Origin of the sequence: Thiomicrorhabdus marina (genome assembly GCF_017571465.1) — a bacterium.
Classification (GTDB): domain Bacteria; phylum Pseudomonadota; class Gammaproteobacteria; order Thiomicrospirales; family Thiomicrospiraceae; genus Thiomicrorhabdus; species Thiomicrorhabdus marina.
The window spans coordinates 47,695-66,193 of sequence record NZ_JAGETV010000013.1 but is presented as its reverse complement, the minus strand read 5'-3'; the positions used below and the strand labels follow the sequence as shown (position 1 = coordinate 66,193).

14 protein-coding genes and 3 tRNA genes are annotated in these 18,499 nt (G+C 41.8%); 6 read left to right on the top strand and 11 right to left on the bottom strand.

What is annotated here, in order from left to right; genetic code table 11:
• From J3998_RS08360 to J3998_RS08340, 5 genes are all read right to left on the bottom strand, one after another.
• A partial coding sequence (locus tag J3998_RS08360) for a GTP-binding protein (RefSeq protein ID WP_243750663.1) occupies window positions 1-347 on the bottom strand: 347 nt, incomplete at its 3' end.
• Between the two features lie 75 nt (window positions 348-422).
• A tRNA-Thr gene (locus tag J3998_RS08355) sits at window positions 423-498 on the bottom strand.
• 49 nt (window positions 499-547) lie between these two features.
• Window positions 548-622: transfer RNA gene (locus J3998_RS08350), tRNA-Gly, on the bottom strand.
• A gap of 1 nt (window position 623) precedes the next feature.
• Window positions 624-708, bottom strand: a tRNA-Tyr gene (locus tag J3998_RS08345).
• A gap of 163 nt (window positions 709-871) precedes the next feature.
• Window positions 872-1,618, bottom strand: coding sequence for a TSUP family transporter (locus tag J3998_RS08340; protein ID WP_208149995.1), 747 nt, complete (start codon window positions 1,616-1,618; stop codon window positions 872-874).
• A 69-nt stretch (window positions 1,619-1,687) separates the two neighbouring features.
• Here J3998_RS08340 and J3998_RS08335 point away from each other — a divergent pair, with 69 nt between their 5' ends.
• On the top strand, window positions 1,688-2,455 hold the full coding sequence (locus tag J3998_RS08335; RefSeq protein ID WP_208149984.1) for a pseudouridine synthase: 768 nt from the start codon (window positions 1,688-1,690) through the stop codon (window positions 2,453-2,455).
• Between the two features lie 15 nt (window positions 2,456-2,470).
• Complete coding sequence (locus tag J3998_RS08330; protein ID WP_208149982.1) at window positions 2,471-3,787, top strand: adenosylmethionine--8-amino-7-oxononanoate transaminase; 1,317 nt, start codon at window positions 2,471-2,473, stop codon at window positions 3,785-3,787.
• Here J3998_RS08330 and J3998_RS08325 read toward each other — a convergent pair.
• A complete protein-coding gene (locus J3998_RS08325; RefSeq protein ID WP_208149980.1) occupies window positions 3,776-5,005 on the bottom strand; it encodes an OmpP1/FadL family transporter in 1,230 nt (409 codons plus the stop codon). The genes J3998_RS08330 and J3998_RS08325 overlap by 12 nt on opposite strands.
• A gap of 297 nt (window positions 5,006-5,302) precedes the next feature.
• On the opposite strand from J3998_RS08325, the gene J3998_RS08320 reads away from it, so the two are divergent.
• The 3 genes from J3998_RS08320 (at window position 5,303) to J3998_RS08310 (ending at window position 9,480) form a co-directional block, all read left to right on the top strand.
• Complete coding sequence (locus tag J3998_RS08320; protein ID WP_208149968.1) at window positions 5,303-6,673, top strand: hypothetical protein; 1,371 nt, start codon at window positions 5,303-5,305, stop codon at window positions 6,671-6,673.
• Window positions 6,674-7,115: 442 nt separating this feature from the next.
• Window positions 7,116-8,096 (top strand): hypothetical protein, encoded by a 981-nt coding sequence (locus J3998_RS08315; RefSeq protein ID WP_208149966.1) that lies wholly within the window; start codon window positions 7,116-7,118, stop codon window positions 8,094-8,096.
• Window positions 8,097-8,130: 34 nt separating this feature from the next.
• Complete coding sequence (locus J3998_RS08310) at window positions 8,131-9,480, top strand: hypothetical protein (RefSeq protein WP_208149964.1); 1,350 nt, start codon at window positions 8,131-8,133, stop codon at window positions 9,478-9,480.
• Window positions 9,481-9,550: 70 nt separating this feature from the next.
• On the opposite strand, the gene J3998_RS08305 is transcribed toward J3998_RS08310, so the two are convergent.
• Both J3998_RS08305 and J3998_RS08300 read right to left on the bottom strand, forming a co-directional pair.
• Window positions 9,551-10,450, bottom strand: coding sequence for a helix-turn-helix transcriptional regulator (locus J3998_RS08305; protein WP_208149963.1), 900 nt, complete (start codon window positions 10,448-10,450; stop codon window positions 9,551-9,553).
• Window positions 10,451-10,544: 94 nt separating this feature from the next.
• Window positions 10,545-11,519, bottom strand: a complete 975-nt coding sequence (locus tag J3998_RS08300) for a helix-turn-helix transcriptional regulator (protein WP_208149961.1) — start codon at window positions 11,517-11,519, stop codon at window positions 10,545-10,547.
• Between the two features lie 394 nt (window positions 11,520-11,913).
• Here J3998_RS08300 and J3998_RS08295 point away from each other — a divergent pair, with 394 nt between their 5' ends.
• A complete protein-coding gene (locus J3998_RS08295; protein WP_208149959.1) occupies window positions 11,914-13,011 on the top strand; it encodes a peptidase M42 in 1,098 nt (365 codons plus the stop codon).
• A gap of 261 nt (window positions 13,012-13,272) precedes the next feature.
• On the opposite strand, the gene J3998_RS08290 is transcribed toward J3998_RS08295, so the two are convergent.
• The 3 genes from J3998_RS08290 to J3998_RS08280 all read right to left on the bottom strand — a co-directional run bounded on the left by J3998_RS08290 (window position 13,273) and on the right by J3998_RS08280 (window position 18,331).
• Entirely contained in the window at window positions 13,273-13,716 is a 444-nt protein-coding gene (locus J3998_RS08290; protein ID WP_208149957.1) for a hypothetical protein, read from the bottom strand.
• Between the two features lie 127 nt (window positions 13,717-13,843).
• Window positions 13,844-17,629, bottom strand: coding sequence for a leucine-rich repeat domain-containing protein (locus J3998_RS08285; protein ID WP_208149955.1), 3,786 nt, complete (start codon window positions 17,627-17,629; stop codon window positions 13,844-13,846).
• 12 nt (window positions 17,630-17,641) lie between these two features.
• Window positions 17,642-18,331: a fibronectin type III domain-containing protein gene (locus J3998_RS08280; RefSeq protein WP_208149953.1), complete on the bottom strand. Its 690-nt coding sequence runs from the start codon at window positions 18,329-18,331 to the stop codon at window positions 17,642-17,644.
• Window positions 18,332-18,499: the final 168 nt, after the last annotated feature.

The window sequence follows — 18,499 nt, the reverse complement described above, 5'->3', positions numbered from 1 at the left end:
GTCTGTGGCATTGGGCCATCCGCAGCAGAACATACTAGGATTGCGCCGTCCATCTGTGCAGCACCGGTGATCATGTTTTTAACATAGTCAGCGTGCCCTGGGCAGTCTACGTGCGCGTAGTGACGTGCTTCTGATTCGTACTCAACGTGTGCGGTTGAGATTGTGATACCACGCTCACGCTCTTCTGGAGCGTTATCGATGTTTGCGTAGTCTTTTACTTCACCACCGAACTTCGCACCCTGTACGATAGTTAATGCCGCAGTAAGAGTTGTTTTACCATGGTCAACGTGACCGATAGTACCTACGTTTACGTGCGGTTTCGAACGTTCAAACTTTTCTTTTGCCATGATGCAAAACTCCGTGTTAGCTGCGACTCAACCTTTCAGCAGAAGCCGTCGGCTTAATTTCTAAACAAAATTAAATGGAGCTTCCAACCAGGATCGAACTGGTGACCTCATCCTTACCATGGATGCGCTCTACCTACTGAGCTATGGAAGCGATATTTAGTAAAAAAGCCCTCTTTCGAAAAAGAGAGCTTCTTAGAATTTGGAGCGGGTAGGCGGAATCGAACCCCCATCATCGGCTTGGAAGGCCGAGGTAATAGCCATTATACGATACCCGCATGGTGGAGGGTGGTGGATTCGAACCACCGAAGACGTAGTCAGCGGATTTACAGTCCGCCCCCTTTGGCCGCTCGGGAAACCCTCCAAATTGTGGATGCGTATTTTAAAGCTTCTTTTCAGAGTGTCAATATAAAATTGAATTTATTTTTGACTAACTTTAAATTCGCTAAACATCGCTAGGCGCGTTGTTTGTGGGTGCGCATTTTACAGCGCGAATGCGAAAGCACAAGGTTTTTTTGCAAAAAATTTTAAAGATTGCCATTTAACAAAATCACAACCAACCCAATAGAGCTCACCACCAATAACATCGCCCCCATAACACGCTTAAATAAACTGTTGTTATGTAAGATAAATTCGTGTGCTTTCAATCCAGCCACATGGCCTATTGCCGCGACGGGAATTAGCATCAACGCCGTTTGCCATTCGATCACCACATCCAGCATCACAAAGGTACTCATTTTGATCGACACCAGAATAAACCACAGAACAAACAGCGTATTGCGTAATAAATGCGCCGCAATATGCCGTGCAAATACCGCCACCATCAACGGCGCACCGGTTAAGCTCGTGCCTGCAACATAGCCACCAAACACCAATAACGTTCTATCGACCCATGAATTCTCGGAGTGAATCGCTTTATCCAACATCCACATCACCGCGTAAAAAATGGTGATGGTGTAGACAAAAATCACCAACCAACTGGTCGGCAGACTCACCAAACCAAACACGCCCAATAAGGTCGGCGGCAAAATCCACCCCAAACTGCGTTTAAGATATTCCCAATCTACCTGTTTCAATGCTTTGCTTAACGTCAGGCTAGAGAAAAACAACAGGTGAATACCAATAATCGGTAGCCAATACAGCAGATTATCTTCAATCATCAGCATAAACGGCAACCCTAACGCCGCACCGCCAAAACCTAATCCAGTGCGCACAAAGCCAGTCCAGACAAAAATCAGCGCAATCAAAAACCATTCAAGGGTACTAAATTCCAAAACACTTTCCTTTCAAGCCGCGGTGAGCACGTTAAAATAAGCGACAAAGTTTACGCCTGAGATCTTTAAATGCAAACACAATGCCAATTAGACAGTTTAAAAGTGCTTTATCACGACGAACATATCGTAGCGATTCATAAACCCGCTGCCCTCTTGGTTCACCGCTCACCCATTGATAAACATGAAACGCAATTTGCGGTTCAGCTGACCCGTGATTTAATCGGTCAAGAAGTCTTTCCGGTTCATCGTCTCGACAAACCAACTTCCGGCCTACTGCTTTTCGCATTAAACAAAGAGAGCGCACGCCACTTGGGCGAGCAGTTCACCCAACATTCGCTACAAAAGACCTATCTAGCATTAGTACGCGGCTGGACGGCAGCACAGGGTGAAATCGACAAAGCATTGATGTATAAAAAAGACAAATACGGCGACCGTGACAAACAAGAACCGACTACAGCGCAAGAAGCCTTTACCGCTTATCAAACACTTGGACAAAGCACGCTCGATAAACATCTCGGTAAATTCGAACAACAACGCTATTCACTGCTAGAACTGCGCCCAAAAACTGGGCGTAAGCACCAAATTCGTCGTCACCTAAATGGCATCAGTCATCCCATTATTGGCGATGTCAGCTATGGGGACCGTAATCACAACCATTTATTTAATGATTGGCGCGGCTATCATCGCCTCTATTTGGCAGCAACGTCTTTAGCGTTTACCCACCCGCACACAGAACAACCTATTCGTATTCAAGCACCACTGCAAAACGATTTTGTGGCAACCTTGCAGGCGCTTAATTTAGATTGCGCCATGTTTAATCACTTTCAAAACCTTTAACCGACTCACACCGCTATGAATTATTCCGACCACTGGCAATCACTTATCAACGTTGACCAACAGCACATTTGGCACCCTTACTCCTCATCACCGAATCCGGTTGCGCCGATAGGCGTAAAAAAGACCCAAGGCTCGTTAATCACCTTAGCGGACGACCGAGAAGTGGTCGATGGCATGAGCTCATGGTGGGCGACGATTCACGGCTATAACCATCCTGTAATCATGCAGGCGATGAAAGATCAGATCGACAGCATGCCGCATATTATGTTTGGTGGACTAACTCACGAACCGGCAGTGGAACTGGCAAAACGTTTAATTAAGATTACCCCTGACGGACTTAACAAGGTGTTTTTTGCCGACTCCGGCTCGGTGTCGATGGAAGTGGCAATTAAGATTGCTCTGCAATATTGGATTAGCAAACAGCGTCCAGAAAAAAATAGAATGCTGTCGATTCGCAATGGCTATCACGGCGACACCTTTGCCACCATGGCAGTGTGTGACCCGGTCAATGGCATGCACCATCTGTTTAATGATGTACTGCGCCAAAGCATTTTCGCGCCAGCGCCACAAATGGGCTTTGATATTGACTCCGACAATAATGATTTAGCCGAACTGGAACAAATTCTACAAAGCCATTCACATGAAATCGCAGCCCTGACATTGGAACCGATTGTGCAAGGCGCAGGCGGCATGCGCTTTTACCGCCCTGCTTACCTAAAAGCCGTGCGTGAACTCTGTACAGAATACGATGTATTGATGATTGCCGATGAAATTGCCACCGGCTTTGGACGTACCGGTAAACTCTTCGCTTGTGAATGGGCAAACATCACCCCTGACATTATGACCATCGGTAAGGCGCTGACTGGAGGTAATTTAACTATGGCAGCGATGCTCTGTACCGATAACGTCAGCGACACCATCTGCCAAGGCGAACCGGGCGTACTGATGCACGGTCCAACCTTTATGGCCAACCCATTGGCTTGCGCGACTGCAATAGCTTCAATTGATTTACTTCTAGAAACGCCTTGGCAAGAGAGTATCGCCCAGATTGAGCAACATTTAAGAACCGAACTTTCACCACTCGCAGAACTGGATGGCGTTGCCGATGTGCGTGTACTCGGCGCCATTGGCGTCATCGAAATGCAAAGAAGCGACCTAGGTTCACAAATCCAAGCATCCTGCCTAGAAAACGGCGCATGGCTCCGCCCCTTCGGCAAACTGGTCTACACCATGCCAGCGTTTAATATTCCAAAAGAACAGTTACAACAACTCACGGATGCAATTAAAGCTGCGATTACAAAAACATTAAGCGAATTCAAGCTAAAAGGATGAACTTACAAAAAAGCCAATAACATGAACATTCCGATCATATTCGCCATCAATTATCGCATTACTCACTTTCGAGCTTGAGTAATACGAATAGTTATAAGAAGCCCCCACTTGGTAGTCTTTACTGTACTGATAACGTACACCTAAACCCAAAGCGCTCACTTTGCCGTCTAGCCAATCAAAGTTAATGCTTTCCTCTGGTGCCGCCGTACCTAAATCTTGGGAAAGCCCCATTAACAAAGTCGTTTTATCGTTATATCGGTGCGTTAGACCTAAATGTACCGTATCGACATCTCGCCAATTTTTTTCCGCCTTTGCTTGGTATAGCGATGCAGGCCCAGTTAGCTGGCGATCTAAACGTAATTGAATTGAATCATATTCACTCCAAAGAACTCGACTGGCAACAAACTCAACAATCGTGTCATTGAACTCATAAGCGCCTGACAAACGAAATAGCGCCGGCGTTAAGGCATCAATTTCTGCGGCACCATCATAATTATCAATGCCGTCCAACGCCTGAGCATCCCCTTTCAAGGTTGTTTCGGTGGCCGAACGATACACTGCAGAAAGCGTAAAGTCCTGATTTACTTTATAAGTAGTTGCCAAAATATGGCTAAGATCAAAACCATCCGCATTTAAGTCCAAACTCATATCGGGGCCAAATAAATTGCCTTGAGAGGATTGCTCCAACATCGAATAAGTCATCTGCAATCCACCGCCAATCGAAAACTGCTCACTTACTTTATAACTGACCACTGGACTGAGAATAAACGTGGCGACCGTCGCTGAGCCGACTAAGAATGCCTGCGGCTGTCCGCCCCATTGACTGGTTACGCCTTGATACGTGGTGGAAAGCCCCCAACGCCAATTATTATTTTCGGGCGACACATAAAAAACATAGGGCATCACCGCATTAATCGCATCCGCTTGTCCAGAGGCAGGCGTATCCTCCACAGGAAGATTAATTGTGCCGCGAAACGCTTGCTGTGGTTGATGCGCAACAATGCCATCGAATTCCCAAAGCCCTTCTGACTCTTTGATAAAAACCAAATTAGCCGGATTGTAATAAGCGGCATCGACACCAAGTGCTTGAGATTGATAAGCACCAGCTAAGCCAAAAGAGTTATTGGAATGATTAAACGCATAAAACCCGTTCGCGAAAACAGAACTTGAGCAAAAACTAAGGAATAGCAAAAAAGACTTTTGATAGATACGAGACATTGTTAACTTAAAGCTGAATTAATAAGAGTACAAAATTAGTTTAATACAATTACCGAAAATAATGTCTTTCACATAAGAAAACTAGCCAATACTACCTATAAAAAACCTTTAGCACCCACCATCAAACAAGTAAAAGACAGTATATTTTTTTAAAAAAATGCCTCATTTTGGATTTATCGCAATAAATCTTGCTTAGCCCATGCTCCTTATATTTTTTGCCATCTAAACCCCTTAAGATTTTTATAAAACCACTTGAAGGTAATTTTAGTGAATCACTCAAAGGCAAGGCAATCAATTATGTATACAGCAAAATTAAACACTCATTTAAAACTACTACCGGCAGCCTTAGTTGCTACGCTCGGCTTAACCGCTTGTGGCGGTGGGAGTGGAACAGCAGCTCTTCCTGACGACGTAGAATTACCAACCCTTTATGCGGTAGCTTTGTCAGATGGAGGGACAAGTCGATTCAGTGATGCCGATGGTACCGTTGACTATTTATCAGTTTCAAAATTTGAACCAATAGAGACGACTATCGATTTGTTTTTGGACAGAATTAAAGTTTATGGAGAAAGCACGGGCATTTTACCGCCTGTTGGCTACGCGCTTACCCAAAATGCTTTTGATAATCCTTTGAGAGGCTATTTCTTCGGGTATGAGGAGTACTCTTTTTCTACCGCGAAAGACACCTACACCGAATACTATCCAAATTCGGGGAGTCCAACCCGCTATGACACAGATTTTATTTACAATTCAGATAACCTACTAACCAATATTGATAACTATAACAATGGTGCAGCTGATGGGAGCACCGCGATTGATGTTAGAGTTGATGACAATGGTACTGAAACAACCACCAGTCAATTTATTTATTCCGGCAAAGATACAGTTCCAACCGATGGTTCGAGTCTAAGTAGAGTCAATGCGGTGGTAATTAACAATGCGAGTGGTTTGATTGTTAAGAAAATCTATAACAGTAATCCTGGAAGTACCTCAAACCCAAGTTCAGTTCAAGCAGGTACTACGCTTGAAGAACTCATCTATGAATACGACACAAGTAATCGTCTAATTAAACTTCAAAGTCTAGACAAAGATTTTTCAGGAACAGTTGTTGCATACAACTCAACCTCCTATTGGGATTACTCAAACCCTGATTATGTAGTGAGAACCATTTACAACGTTAACGATCCAGAACCTAATGCACAAACTTCAGGTATAAACCCAAATTCAACCCAACATCTTGTTGTAAGTGAATCACTAGAGTCTCTGTATGGTAATGAGTTCAAATATGTTCCTATTTATGAAGAGAGTGATTTTAATCTAGATGGTACTAAAGACTCGCATGCTTTCTATACCTATAACGCTGCTGGTCAAAGATTGACTTACCTCTCCGATCAAGATTTGAGCAATAATGCGGTAACCCGTTATGAAGTAACTAGCTATAACAGTGACGGAACACAAAGTTCTCACAGCGTTTATCGAAATGCGATCGATGCTAACTCCGATGGCGACCTTGATGATGTCAATGATGAAGTAGGCTCAGCTTATGGAACAACCACTTATCAATGGTTTAGCTCTGAGCCAACCTGTGATCAGATTTACACTGACAATAATTTAACTCCGACGAATACCCCAACGAATTGCTCAATTCGCATTCCTGACCAATTTTAAATATTAAATACAGGCATATGAAAGGCGCTCAATGAGCGCCTTTTTTATGCCCGTAACTCTTTTCCTGTCAAAATTTTAAGTAATTGCATGACTAGCTAATGACAAAGCAACCATTAAATTAGCCAATTCTACCTATTGACCCGAAAAGGAAGTAGACGGGAAACGGTAAATATTTCTAACTTCTATGCAGTTAAGTCCACTTAAAGCAATACAGAGGATACTTTAGCCTTTAAAAACAAGCAATTGACACTAAAAACGCCTAGTGCAAATACACTATTCTTCTCGATTTAGCGCCCTGCTAGTATCACCAACATTAACACTCAAAGCTTGTTGCTGATACATCATGAAAAACCCAACTTTCATCAATAACCTTTTACCCCCAAATCAAAAGACAAGCACTTTTAACACAAAAGCTTACTGCCCTTGCATAAAGGATTAAAAAATGTTCCAACTACACAGCAAACATTTCTCCAAGCCAGTGCTTGGCGTACTCATTTCTATAACGCAATTACTCGCTTTTTTCGCACTGAGTTCACCTGCTCATGCCGCTCAAGAAACCGAAATGGTGATGGCTCAACAACTCGGTTATCCATTACATCGCGACTTTGTTCCGTTAAACCATGTCATGGTCAAAAAAGTCGACATCAATGGTAATACCCGCATCACCATTTCTCCATTTGACAAGCCGAACGCCCCTTGGCTTGAATTTGCTGAAGAGAAAAACGTCAACCAACTTGTGGACAGCAAAAACACTTTTTACACCCTGATTTCTGGCCAATTTATGGCGTTGCATCCAACTCAACCGGGGCAAGCGATTACCGTTCAACAAAACACCCTTTTGACTCGTATAGCCGAACAGCCAGACGGCTCTCTTATCATGTATATGGGTGATCCTAGCCATGTCGACGAAAGCAAAGCGCCAAGATTTATGGAAACACCCTACTTCACTACTTTCGTTCTAAAAGAAGCCGATCTTGCGAACTACAAGGGCGTGCAGTATGAAGAGTTAATGGCCGACCCGAAAGCGCAAGAAGGAGTGCTAAAAGCGCACTTTGACAAGGTTAACAATCAAGATCTCGCAGCCCTCAAAATTCCGTCTAAAGGCAAATTGCATAGCGGTAGCGTAGCTAAACAATCCATCAAACTCGCCAAACGCATCGCCGAACAAGACGGCCAGAAAATGGGCACAACTCATGTGGTTTCAAATGGCTGGAGTTTCAAAAAACACGCGATTACCGGCGTACCACTTTATCGCTACGCCAACGTCGCCTTTACACAGAAGAACAAAAACGGCAAATGCATGTTGCTCGGTTTCCAAATTAGACAGGATTACGACGGAAGCGGTTACAACGATATGGTCTACTCAAAAACCATGCTCCGCAATCCGCCATACGGCCAGTATATGAGCTGTAAAAACCTATAAAGCTGACAAGACTTAATAACAGAGGTAAGAATCAATGAAACTCAATACTCAACTTAAAGCCGCAAGCATCGCGGTGATTACCGCACTGGGGCTAACCGCTTGTGGCGGTGGCAATGGAACTGCTGAAACAGCAGATACAACCGCACCAGCTTATTATGCTGTTATTTTGACTGATGATGAAGGGAGTGTGCCAGATGATAACGCCGACGGCAATGTTGATTATTTAAGTGTCGCAAAGTACGAAAAAGTCGATCGAAATATCGATTTATTCTTAAACCGATTGCAAGTACTTGGGGAATCCAAAATGTTGCTAGCACCTGTCGGTTACATTGATACTCAACTTGCTTACGACGGTTTAACCGGTGCTTTCGAAGGCTATGAACAACGCACCTTGTCTGCTGCAAAAGACACCTATTCAGAGTACTATCCAGATGACACTAATCCTGAACGCTATGACACGGACTTCATCTACAACGCCAACAACTTGCTCAGCAATATTGACGATTACTTTAATGGCGTAGATGATGGAAGCAGTGCGATTGAAGTGGTGGTTAATGACAATGGTACTGAAACCACAACCAGTCAATTCTTCTACAGAGGAGCAGACGAAGTTCCAACGAATGGGCTTGTTCCAACTTATGTCAATTCAGTCGTAATCGATAATGCTACGGGCCTGATTACACAAAAAATTTATAACAATGACCCTGGCAGCACTACTGACCCAACAGCTACTGCAACCCAGACCCCGAGCGGCGCCACTTATTCTGAACTTAACTATGAGTACGATTCAAACAACCGCCTAGTTAAACTGCAAAGCGTGCAAAAAGATGGCACGTATATATCAACCTCTTACTGGGACTACTCGAATCCAGATTATGTCGTTAGAACCATTTACAATGTGAACGGCCCTGATCCTGCTGCATCAGGCTCAGGCTTATTCCCAAATGAAACCCAACATCTTATTGAAAGCGCACAAATGCAGGCTTTATACGGCGATGAGTACAAGTATGTTCAGATTTATAGAGAGCTAGATATAGATGCTGTGCCAGATGGCACGAAAGACCGCCACTATTTCTATACCTATAATGACGATGGTCAAATGTTGACCTCTCTTTACGATGGGGATTTGGCCGATACTCGAGTGAACCGATACACAGTGACTATCTACAACACCGATGGTCAAGCAACCTCATATAGTTTTTATGAACAAGCAAACGACCTTAACAATGATGGTTCAGTTGACACATTAAATTCACCAAGCTCTACAACGGATATTCTTTGGTTCAGCAATGAGCCAACTTGTGCAGATATTTATGATGACAATGGCTTAACACCGACAAACACGCCAACCAATTGCTCAATTAATATGCCTCCACAGGTATAAGCATTATTGGGATTCACTCAAAAGGCGCTCAATGAGCGCCTTTTTTATTTCAATCATTTTTAACTTTTAATCAAGCCTGATTCAATAACGCAAACAGTTCCGAACGGCTAATCTGCCCGAGTTTGCGATAGATATTACCTAGATGGTTCTCTACCGTCTTTCGAGAAACCCCCATCACTTCAGCAATTTGTTGATTAGAAAGCGCCTGTTTCAAGTAAAAACAGACCTGCAACTCTTTTAAGGTAAGACGGTCATGGCATTTTGCAAAACGGGTTGCTTGGAGACTAAAAACATCTAGGGTTCGAACACAGTTAATCGCCACATCACCCAATAGCATAAATTTGGATAAATCAGGTAGATTAAAAGGAACATTGGTTCCTGAAAACTGTTCAGAAACAGATTGCATTAACTGATTGAATTCTTGATCTGCTGCCAGTAAATTACCTTGCCTATCGCACAAGGCGCAATGTAGAGAACAGCCTTGTTGTTGTCGTTGAATTCTAGAAAGCACATTGAGCCGAAAAGCTTGCTGCAAATGCGGTATAAGCTGATTGAGTTTTTGCAAATCCGCATCCGAATTTTGCAGCGTTAACAAAAACTGATGAGTAACGCCCTCATCATCCGAAACCATTTCGCAAACTGCAAAGTTGCTTTGCGAATTTAATATCTGCTTCGGCAGTTCTACCCTCTCCAATTGATTGCTGAAAGAACAACCAGATAATGCATCAATTAACGATGAATTTGCGGAGTCACCAGAAAATACCTGTAATTCCTGTGAACTATCTGGCAATAGCGTCTCGCTTCGAATCACCCAGTAACATTCACCAAGCGGAACCAACTTACTCAGCGCCTGATAACAGTGACGCTTAAAATCACTCAAATGAGCACCTTGCGAGTAATGATAAATTTCTGCAACCGTTTCACCAAGTTGCTGACTGGCTGACTTTGTACTTAACTGTAAAAACGACATAATTTAAATTAGACTCTTAGGGAAACGCTGCCTAGAATTTATCTCTTCAAGCTCCTCACTGAAGTCAATGGGGACTTGTTCTGCGTTTCCTTAGTTATTTAAGCGCATTCTGCCGGATAAGATACGACATGGCTTCATGCCTAGAACTAACATGTAAAACTCGAAAAATTTCTTTCAAATGGTTATTAACGGTATTCGGCGAAAGATCCGCCTTTTTGGCAATTTCTTTATTGCTCAATCCCTCAAGCAAATAACGACAAATCTCTAATTTACGTTGCCCTAACGATTCCAAAACCGGGGCGGTTTGCAGTTCAATAAGAACTAAACCATCATTATTTTGGTAACTGAGCAGATAATCATCAGCTTGCTGAGTACCTTCATCTGATTCCAGGCTAATCAATAATTTGTTATCTTGTAGCAGTCCAAAGCGATTGATAAGCTGCATAAAACCTTCCTCAGCTTCAATCAAATTTCCGTAGCGATCACTTACCGCACGATAAGCACTCGGATCACTACGGTTAATATGAAAAGCGTTCAACAAATTAACGCGCATGGCCTCAATTAGGTTTGGAACAACAAATTCTTTTGTCGCTTTTTCCTCTTGCGTAAATGGTCGTTCAGGATTATTACGTGCGAACGTGACAACATTAACCGCTTGGTTTAAGGGATTGGCGGTAACCGTCATCAAAGAGTGATGTAAATCAAATTCTTCACAATACAATTTATACATATCCGAACCAAACCATTCATCCTCCGGAACCACATCTAGAATATCCAACGTCTTACCGAGATTGCCGAGCATCACCCCGAAAACTTGATGTACCTGATCAGAAACCGTCGATAGATGGTGATAGTGTTCCATAAATCCATCCGGCAATTGGTAAGTAAAACTGTCTTGTGTATAAAATGGAATTTCACGCTCACAACGAGTAATCCATGTTCCACTATCAATTGCGAAAGTCTCAGCCATTAATTCAAAGCAGCGCTGTTTGAATTCTGCAATCGGCGTTGCATAAGCTTCACGATACAGTTGTGTGACTAATTGATTGGCTTGTGTAGAAATCATCATTTAAATAAGACCTATTTTCATCCAGTGTTACTACATATAAATAATCGTTGTTACATTAGCACGATACAAAAATTTAAAAAAACGATCAGTAAAAATTACTTTACATGTTTCTAAGTTTGCCGCGCAGTAGACGCAATACTTTTCAAACGCCACCTAGAATTTTCTCTTCAGAAATATCCCTGAAGCCAATGCGGATTTATTCTGGGTTTCTCCCTAAAAATACGGGGAATACAGCATATCGACAAACAATGCTAATCACACAACAATTTACCTAACACGGCACACTTTTTACTAGCAAATTTAAAATTTCAAGATAAAATCCAATTTTTAGCCTTACCTTATGCATGCTTATTTCTCACGCCTGCACCACGGTTTTGTTGCGGAGCACTTGCCCATGACGGTCTTACCTGCTGAACTCTTCCCAGACGACGATCCTCTGCGTTTTGCCGAATATATTGATTTGTTAAAGTCGCTGATTCGCGAGCCTTGTGTGGTCGGTGCTGAACACGCTTTTTTCCGAGTTTTACAGCGCGAATTGGAAGAACGCGGTGCGAAAGTAACTTGGTATGAAGGCTTATTGGTCGCACAAGGCGATGCGCCTCAAAGCTGTATGTTTTCCAGCCATATCGACCGCCATGGTTTGATTTGCACCGGCCCGAACGAATTCCAGTTTGCTGCTTTTGTTGCCGGTCAAATGACCGACCTTTTAGGAAAATCCGTCAGTGAAGAGCTGATGCTAACGCTGGCAAACCGTTTCGACAATACGCCGGTTATCGCTTATGAACCTTGGTCGGGCGCTTATCGTGGGCGCGGAATTATCAATAACGCCTATATTTGCGAAAACCGCAATAATTTGATTTTTGAAGTAGAACGTCTTGAACATGTTGTTGCAGGCACGCCGGTCGGTTTTCTCGACCGCCTAAAAATCGAAAACGGCTTGCTTTCCGGTCAGTTGGATAATATTTTGACTGCGGCGGCATTAGTGCATCTATTCAGCTTAGGCTATCAAGGCACGGCATTCTTTACCGCCGAAGAAGAATCCGGCGGCAGTTGGCGTTATCTACTAGAGTGGTTCCGCCGTTTTGGCGGTTCCACCAATGAACTTTATGTGGTCGATACCAGCCCATACAAAACTCGTGAGGAAGCGGATAAACAACAGGTGGTGCTACGTAATCGCGACGAGTTTGCCGAATTCAATGTGCCAACAACGCAGAATTTAGCTCACGTTTGTGAACAGCTTGGCATCAGTTACGGTTTTAAAGATCACTACATTGAGAAAATGAACCGCGATAATCGAGGCACTGACAAGACTCCAATGAGCTTAGGCCGTACCGAACTTGGCCGCATTACCGATAAATCCAACGGCTTGGTGCACGGCACCACCTTGCAGATTCCGACCACCGGCTATCACACAATGAACGAAACCGCCTCGATTGACAGCACCAAAGCGTTTATCCGCTTGCTGATCAAATTAGGGAACGCGGAAATTTAATTAGACACGTTCGACAGCTATCAAGAAAAAGTACTTTTCAGACTTTATTTAAACCGCAACAGCAATCAATAGATGAGGGGCTCCGATTTATTTCGAATAGATTATCGTTCTACGCCTGGGGTACTACTTACCCCTTCCGATAACCCGATATCTCGAACTAAGCGAACATAATGTTTATTGTTCTTTGCCTGGAACATAACTATGCCATAATCTAAGCTTAACGAGGCAGGTCTAAACACTGGCAGTTAAGGTTTCGGTGATTTATTTTCTTTTCAAAACTGTGACGATGTCTTTATTAGGAAAGTTTTTGATATTCATTGTGTTTTTTGGATCAATAAGGGCTAAGTATCTTTCACCTTGAAGCTCAATCGTTAGTGTTCCAATGCCAGAACTTGAATAGTGATATTTAAATGGCAAACCAATAACAGATATTTTCATTTCAACCTTATTGGGGTTACCTTTTTTGGGTGCTGAAGCTTGTTTTACAAAGATTTCACCCTTTTGTTGCCCATTTATAGTGATGGCTGGCTGGTTTTGATTCCAACCAAACTCTTTATCGGCTTCTTTGGCACTAATTTTTTCTTTATCATAGGTTAAAAATTTTGAAAAATACCAATCCCCAACGATTTCATCAGGGTTAGCATGAACAAGGCTAGTGACCAAAGTCATAGCCGTTAGTAACAATACTGGTAAACTTAATTTCATTTTTTCTCCTCAAAAAAACAGGCAACATCTCTTTTTACGTATGCCTTGATATACATCAGTGCACTTACCCTTCGGCAGGTTTAAAAGTTATCATCAACAGAGACTCTCCCTGGTCGCCTGCTTGTGTTCAGCGATCTCCTTCTTGGGTGGTCGGCGTACCATTTCCCCCGCCACCGTCTGCTGACTCATTTTCAACCCCTGCCTGACTTGACACACCAGCTTCGTTACAGGTTTCATTTTGGTTATTTTTTCCTCTGACATCATTAATGTGGTCAATTGGTGAAAAATCTTGAATACAGTTTTCATCAATAGATAACTCAAGCTCAACGGATAATTTAGATAAAGGACTCACATCACTGATTTGATTAACACTTAAACTCAACCTAGCTAGGTTAGTTAGATTAGCTAGGCCACTGAGATCAGTAATCTGATTATTGCTTAGATGCAGGTATTTAAGCGTAGTCATTTGATACAGACTATTGATGTCGTTAATTTGATTATTAAACAATGTCAAACCTGTAAGATTCGTCAGATTAACTAAACTACTGATATCTTTAATTTGATTAAATGAAAAATCTAAAAATTGCAGTTTAGTTAAAGATGCTACAGCACTGATATCATTAACTTGATTTCCCCATAGACTCAAAGATTGCAGAGAAGTTAAGTTGTTTAGACTACTGATATTACTAACCTCATTAAAATCTAAATCTAATCGTTCCAACTCTGTTAAGTTGGACAAGTTGCTAATATCACTGACCTGGTTATTGTACAAAGATAAAACCCTAAGCATGGAAAGGTTCGTTAAAGCACTGAGGTCAGCAATTTGGTTACCACTTAACTCTAAAGTTCTTAATGAGTATAGGTTTGCTAAAGCATTGATATTACTAATTTGGTTATTTTCTAAATATAGACGATCCAGATTAGTAAGATTTGATAAAACTCCAATATCACTAATTTGATTATCACTTAGCTCTAGAGTTTCTAGTGCTGCCAGGCTTGTTAAAGCAGTAACCTCATTAATTTCATTATCATACAAAGATAGATATTTGAGCTTTGTTAAGTTGCGCAGGCTACTTAAGTCACTAATATGATTGTTATGAAGACCTAAAGCGTCTAGAAAACTCATGTTAGCCAACGCACTGATATCATCAATTTGGTTACCCTGTAACATTAAAGTTTCAAGATTGGTTAGGTCAGACAAGCTATTTATATTACTAATTTGGTTATTACGTAAATCTAACCCAACCAATGAGCTTAAGTTCTGTAAAGCACTTAGGTCACTAATTTGATTATTATCTAAATATAGACTTTTTAAAGCGGACATATCTTCTATTCCGCTAAGCTCTTGAATATTTGCATCTCTACAAACCAAGCTTGTTACAGATAAATATTGTTTTCGTGTTGGCGTCGCTTCAGGATCCAGTCCAAGCTTTCTATTTATACAGGCTTTTAAAGCAGAGTCTGAGATAATTAAAGGCTCTTTGGTAATCTCATTAGTATATTCGTAAACAGGTTGGTTGTACTGTATTCCTTCTTGAGAAGCAGGGAGGATTTGATAGGTATAATCCGTTGCACTATCGCTGGTTTCATCTACAAAGGAAAAACTAAGTTCTTCAGTTGCATTAAAAGCCTGAATAAACTCACCATCACGATAAATTAGGTATTCTGTTGCGCCAGCTACTGCATCCCATTGCACCGTCACTTTATTTTCCGGCGTGGCGGAGAATTGCAAGTTTACATCCCCAGATGGCGGGTTGTAAGCAATGGTAAAGTCTTGAGTTTGACGGAATAGCTGTCCTAAGTCACTCCAATAAACGAGTCTAACTGTATAGCTTTCACCTACGACAAGTTTGGTTTTGTCCGCAACCTTGACTAATTGAGAAACAATATCACCGTTTTTAAGCGGCAAGGCTATTTCATAATTAAACGCATCGACGGCAAACACCTCTTTGGCTTTGCCAATAGCTTGCCATTCATAGCCAGCTACGTTGTTATCGCCAAAAAATTGTTTTCCTGATGTTGTCCTAGCTTCAAGGGTGAAGTCTTTACCTAAAATACCATTTTTAGCGGTACTGCTAAGGCTAGGTAAAGTCACCACAGGGAATTTATTATTACCACCAAATTCGTAGCGCTCTTCTCGGTTGCATATGCCAAGTTCTAATGGAAAACATATGCCTGCTGTTTTTTCTTCTCCACTTTTTTCATAAATCAAACCAAAGTCTGCTCTAAAACGGCCTCTTAACTTTGCACCGAGTTCAAAATTTTTAAAGCTGTAACTTTTATCAAGGGATCCTTCTTGGATTTGATCTTGATCATCTATTATCGCCTGCGATTCAATATTGGCTGCGAGCGATGCTGCAGTATAAACCCCTGGTTCAACAGAGCCCGTGACACTTGCATTTCTGTACAGCATAAACTCGACTTCTGGATATAACCATAAGGTGGCCTCTGCCTCTGCTTCACCCTCAATAGAGGCCGTTGCAGTGATGGCATTTTTTTTGGTTACTCTGCATTTGTAGAGTTTAATTTTGTCTGTTACCGATTCGGTACAGTTTTCACCATCCAATGTAAAGTCTGCTGCGTTTAAACCTGCGCCAATTGCAAACAGCTCTTCTCGATCAAAATTAAACTCTAATTCTGCATTTGCATTTAATTTACCGGAAAACTCCGCCTCGGCAAACATACTAATTCGTTGCGAAAGCACTACCGGAACGCCCACAGGAGTAGGATAAACTTGAAAAAAACGTTTTGATAGCAAGCGTTTTCTAGGTGATTTAAATTGTGTTACCACAGCTTGGTTAGCACCCACCGTTGCCTTTACATTGAATGAAAAGGGTTTTTCAGACGGAGTGTAAAGTAAAAGCTGCCCCGTTTTTTCTTCTTTGTTTAGCTCGCTTATTAGCTCTGGCCTAAAATTAACACTTCCAGCCAATTTAATGTACGCTTTACAAGCGCTATTACCTTTACATTCCATCTGCTCTTTTGATAGCCCAATGTCAGGTAAGCCCGATTTTAAATTATTAAAATCAGAATTATACTTAGCTATGAGGCCTTTAACTTGTTCAAGGTCTTGCTCGGTGACTTCATCAATGTTCTTAGCAGCCAAAAAAGTGAGTATATTTTGATTTTTCGCTAACTCGGCTTGTTCATTGGTATCAACAACCGCCTTTAGGTCATTGGTTAAGAGTTCATCCAAGCCACTAATAACATCACCGAAAGAAGCTGCCGTTGAATCAGCGTCTCTTTTTAGTTTTTCTAAGTCTAGAGACTTTAGCTCTGTTATTAAGGTTGAAGCATCAGTAATAATGTCTAAACCTGAAATTTTAGGTTTATCTTGCTGATCCAAATAGAACAACGTATCAAATTCAAACGTTTTAGGTTTAAAATCCTCGGCATCACCACTCGCTAAAATGTATAAGTCTAGGCTCGTTTTAACTTCTTCTGTTTTGCTGTCGTCTGTATAGACTTGGAAGGTAATCGTTAATTCATATGGGTCATTTGAAATATATTGAGATTCTATGGGTAGATGGATTAAATCAAAACTCCCAGAGTTATGCCCTTCTATATCCTTTTCACCTCTAAGTCTCAGTGATTGAACATCACCCGCTACGCTTGAACCTTTTTGTTTAATCTCAATGTTCGCAACTGCCACACTCCAAGGGAAAGGGGATTCAACGCTAATCGATAAGTATTCTTCCTTTGAGGCATTGAATGCAATGACTGAAGGGTGCGTTAATCGAAACAATTCTTTACCAAAACCCAATTTTAGGTCTTTTTTTACCTCTACAGCGTCTGTGCTGCTACCAAACTTAACGGGTGAAATGTCATATTGAATTGCTTGCACTGGAAGTGAAAGTAAAGAAAGGCATAAGGCAAATAATGATGCCAAAGTTAATAATGTTTTTTTATTCATTTTTACCCCCCCTTAGTACAGCTCAAGGCTGGTTGACGAATTGATGGATATAGACTCAAAAACATCGCCAACATCCGCTGGTTTTACAGTAGCTTGATTAGTAGTTGCATCGACATCCTCAATAATGAGCGCCGTGCCGGTGGATTCATCAACAATAACATCGCCCCGTTGTAAACCATCATTCGGGTCTATTGCCAGCTGGTTGTCTTGAATGTTGTCAACTTTTGTTTTTATATCGGCCGTGTTTTTTGCTGTAACACCTGCTGCCAATTTTGCCTCTACTAAAGAAACCGTCACGGCTTCTTCATTGGAAACCGCCTTTTCTGTGCCATTACTGGCAACCACTTTAAAGTAGTAAGTTAATCCGGGTTCTAACCCCTTTAACGTATCATTTTGTATTGTTAAATCATCTTTAACCAGATTTGTTGATCCAGGGTCAAAAGCTTCATTTTTACTGGCATAAGCCGAATATCGTATGCCGTCTTGCAGCGATTGCTGGCTTGCCGAAGCCTGCCAAGATAAGACTACCTCTCCTTTTGAGACAGATGCCACAGAACTTATAACGGGCGCCGAAAGGGTATCGGATAAGGTTTTATTATCCGCAACAGGCGCGTTGCCATCTGAGCTTGTTCCTCCTCCACAAGCAGTTATAAGAACAGTGAGAGTTGATATTGCAAAAAGTTTGCTGATGTTTTTGAACATATTTGTGTTCCCATAAGCGCCGCCGTATTGAATTAGGCAGACTCAATCTTGAAAATTAAAACTTTCAGAAGATTAGCAAACAAAGTGTCCAAAAAGTTGGACACAGAGCATGAGAATTCAAACTTTTTAAGGATTAGGATTAGGATTAGGGACAGAAAGAAATTATTA

Bases quoted from the DNA above. Each gene is read 5' to 3' on its own strand.
- J3998_RS08335 (WP_208149984.1), top strand. From the start codon at position 1,688: ATGCAAACACAATGCCAATTAGACAGTTTAAAAGTGCTTTATCACGAC.
- J3998_RS08330 (WP_208149982.1), top strand. From the start codon at position 2,471: ATGAATTATTCCGACCACTGGCAATCACTTATCAACGTTGACCAACAG.
- J3998_RS08325 (WP_208149980.1), bottom strand. From the start codon at position 5,005: ATGTCTCGTATCTATCAAAAGTCTTTTTTGCTATTCCTTAGTTTTTGC.
- J3998_RS08320 (WP_208149968.1), top strand. From the start codon at position 5,303: ATGTATACAGCAAAATTAAACACTCATTTAAAACTACTACCGGCAGCC.
- J3998_RS08315 (WP_208149966.1), top strand. From the start codon at position 7,116: ATGTTCCAACTACACAGCAAACATTTCTCCAAGCCAGTGCTTGGCGTA.
- J3998_RS08310 (WP_208149964.1), top strand. From the start codon at position 8,131: ATGAAACTCAATACTCAACTTAAAGCCGCAAGCATCGCGGTGATTACC.
- J3998_RS08305 (WP_208149963.1), bottom strand. From the start codon at position 10,450: ATGTCGTTTTTACAGTTAAGTACAAAGTCAGCCAGTCAGCAACTTGGT.
- J3998_RS08300 (WP_208149961.1), bottom strand. From the start codon at position 11,519: ATGATGATTTCTACACAAGCCAATCAATTAGTCACACAACTGTATCGT.
- J3998_RS08295 (WP_208149959.1), top strand. From the start codon at position 11,914: ATGACGGTCTTACCTGCTGAACTCTTCCCAGACGACGATCCTCTGCGT.
- J3998_RS08290 (WP_208149957.1), bottom strand. From the start codon at position 13,716: ATGAAATTAAGTTTACCAGTATTGTTACTAACGGCTATGACTTTGGTC.
- J3998_RS08285 (WP_208149955.1), bottom strand. From the start codon at position 17,629: ATGAATAAAAAAACATTATTAACTTTGGCATCATTATTTGCCTTATGC.
- J3998_RS08280 (WP_208149953.1), bottom strand. From the start codon at position 18,331: ATGTTCAAAAACATCAGCAAACTTTTTGCAATATCAACTCTCACTGTT.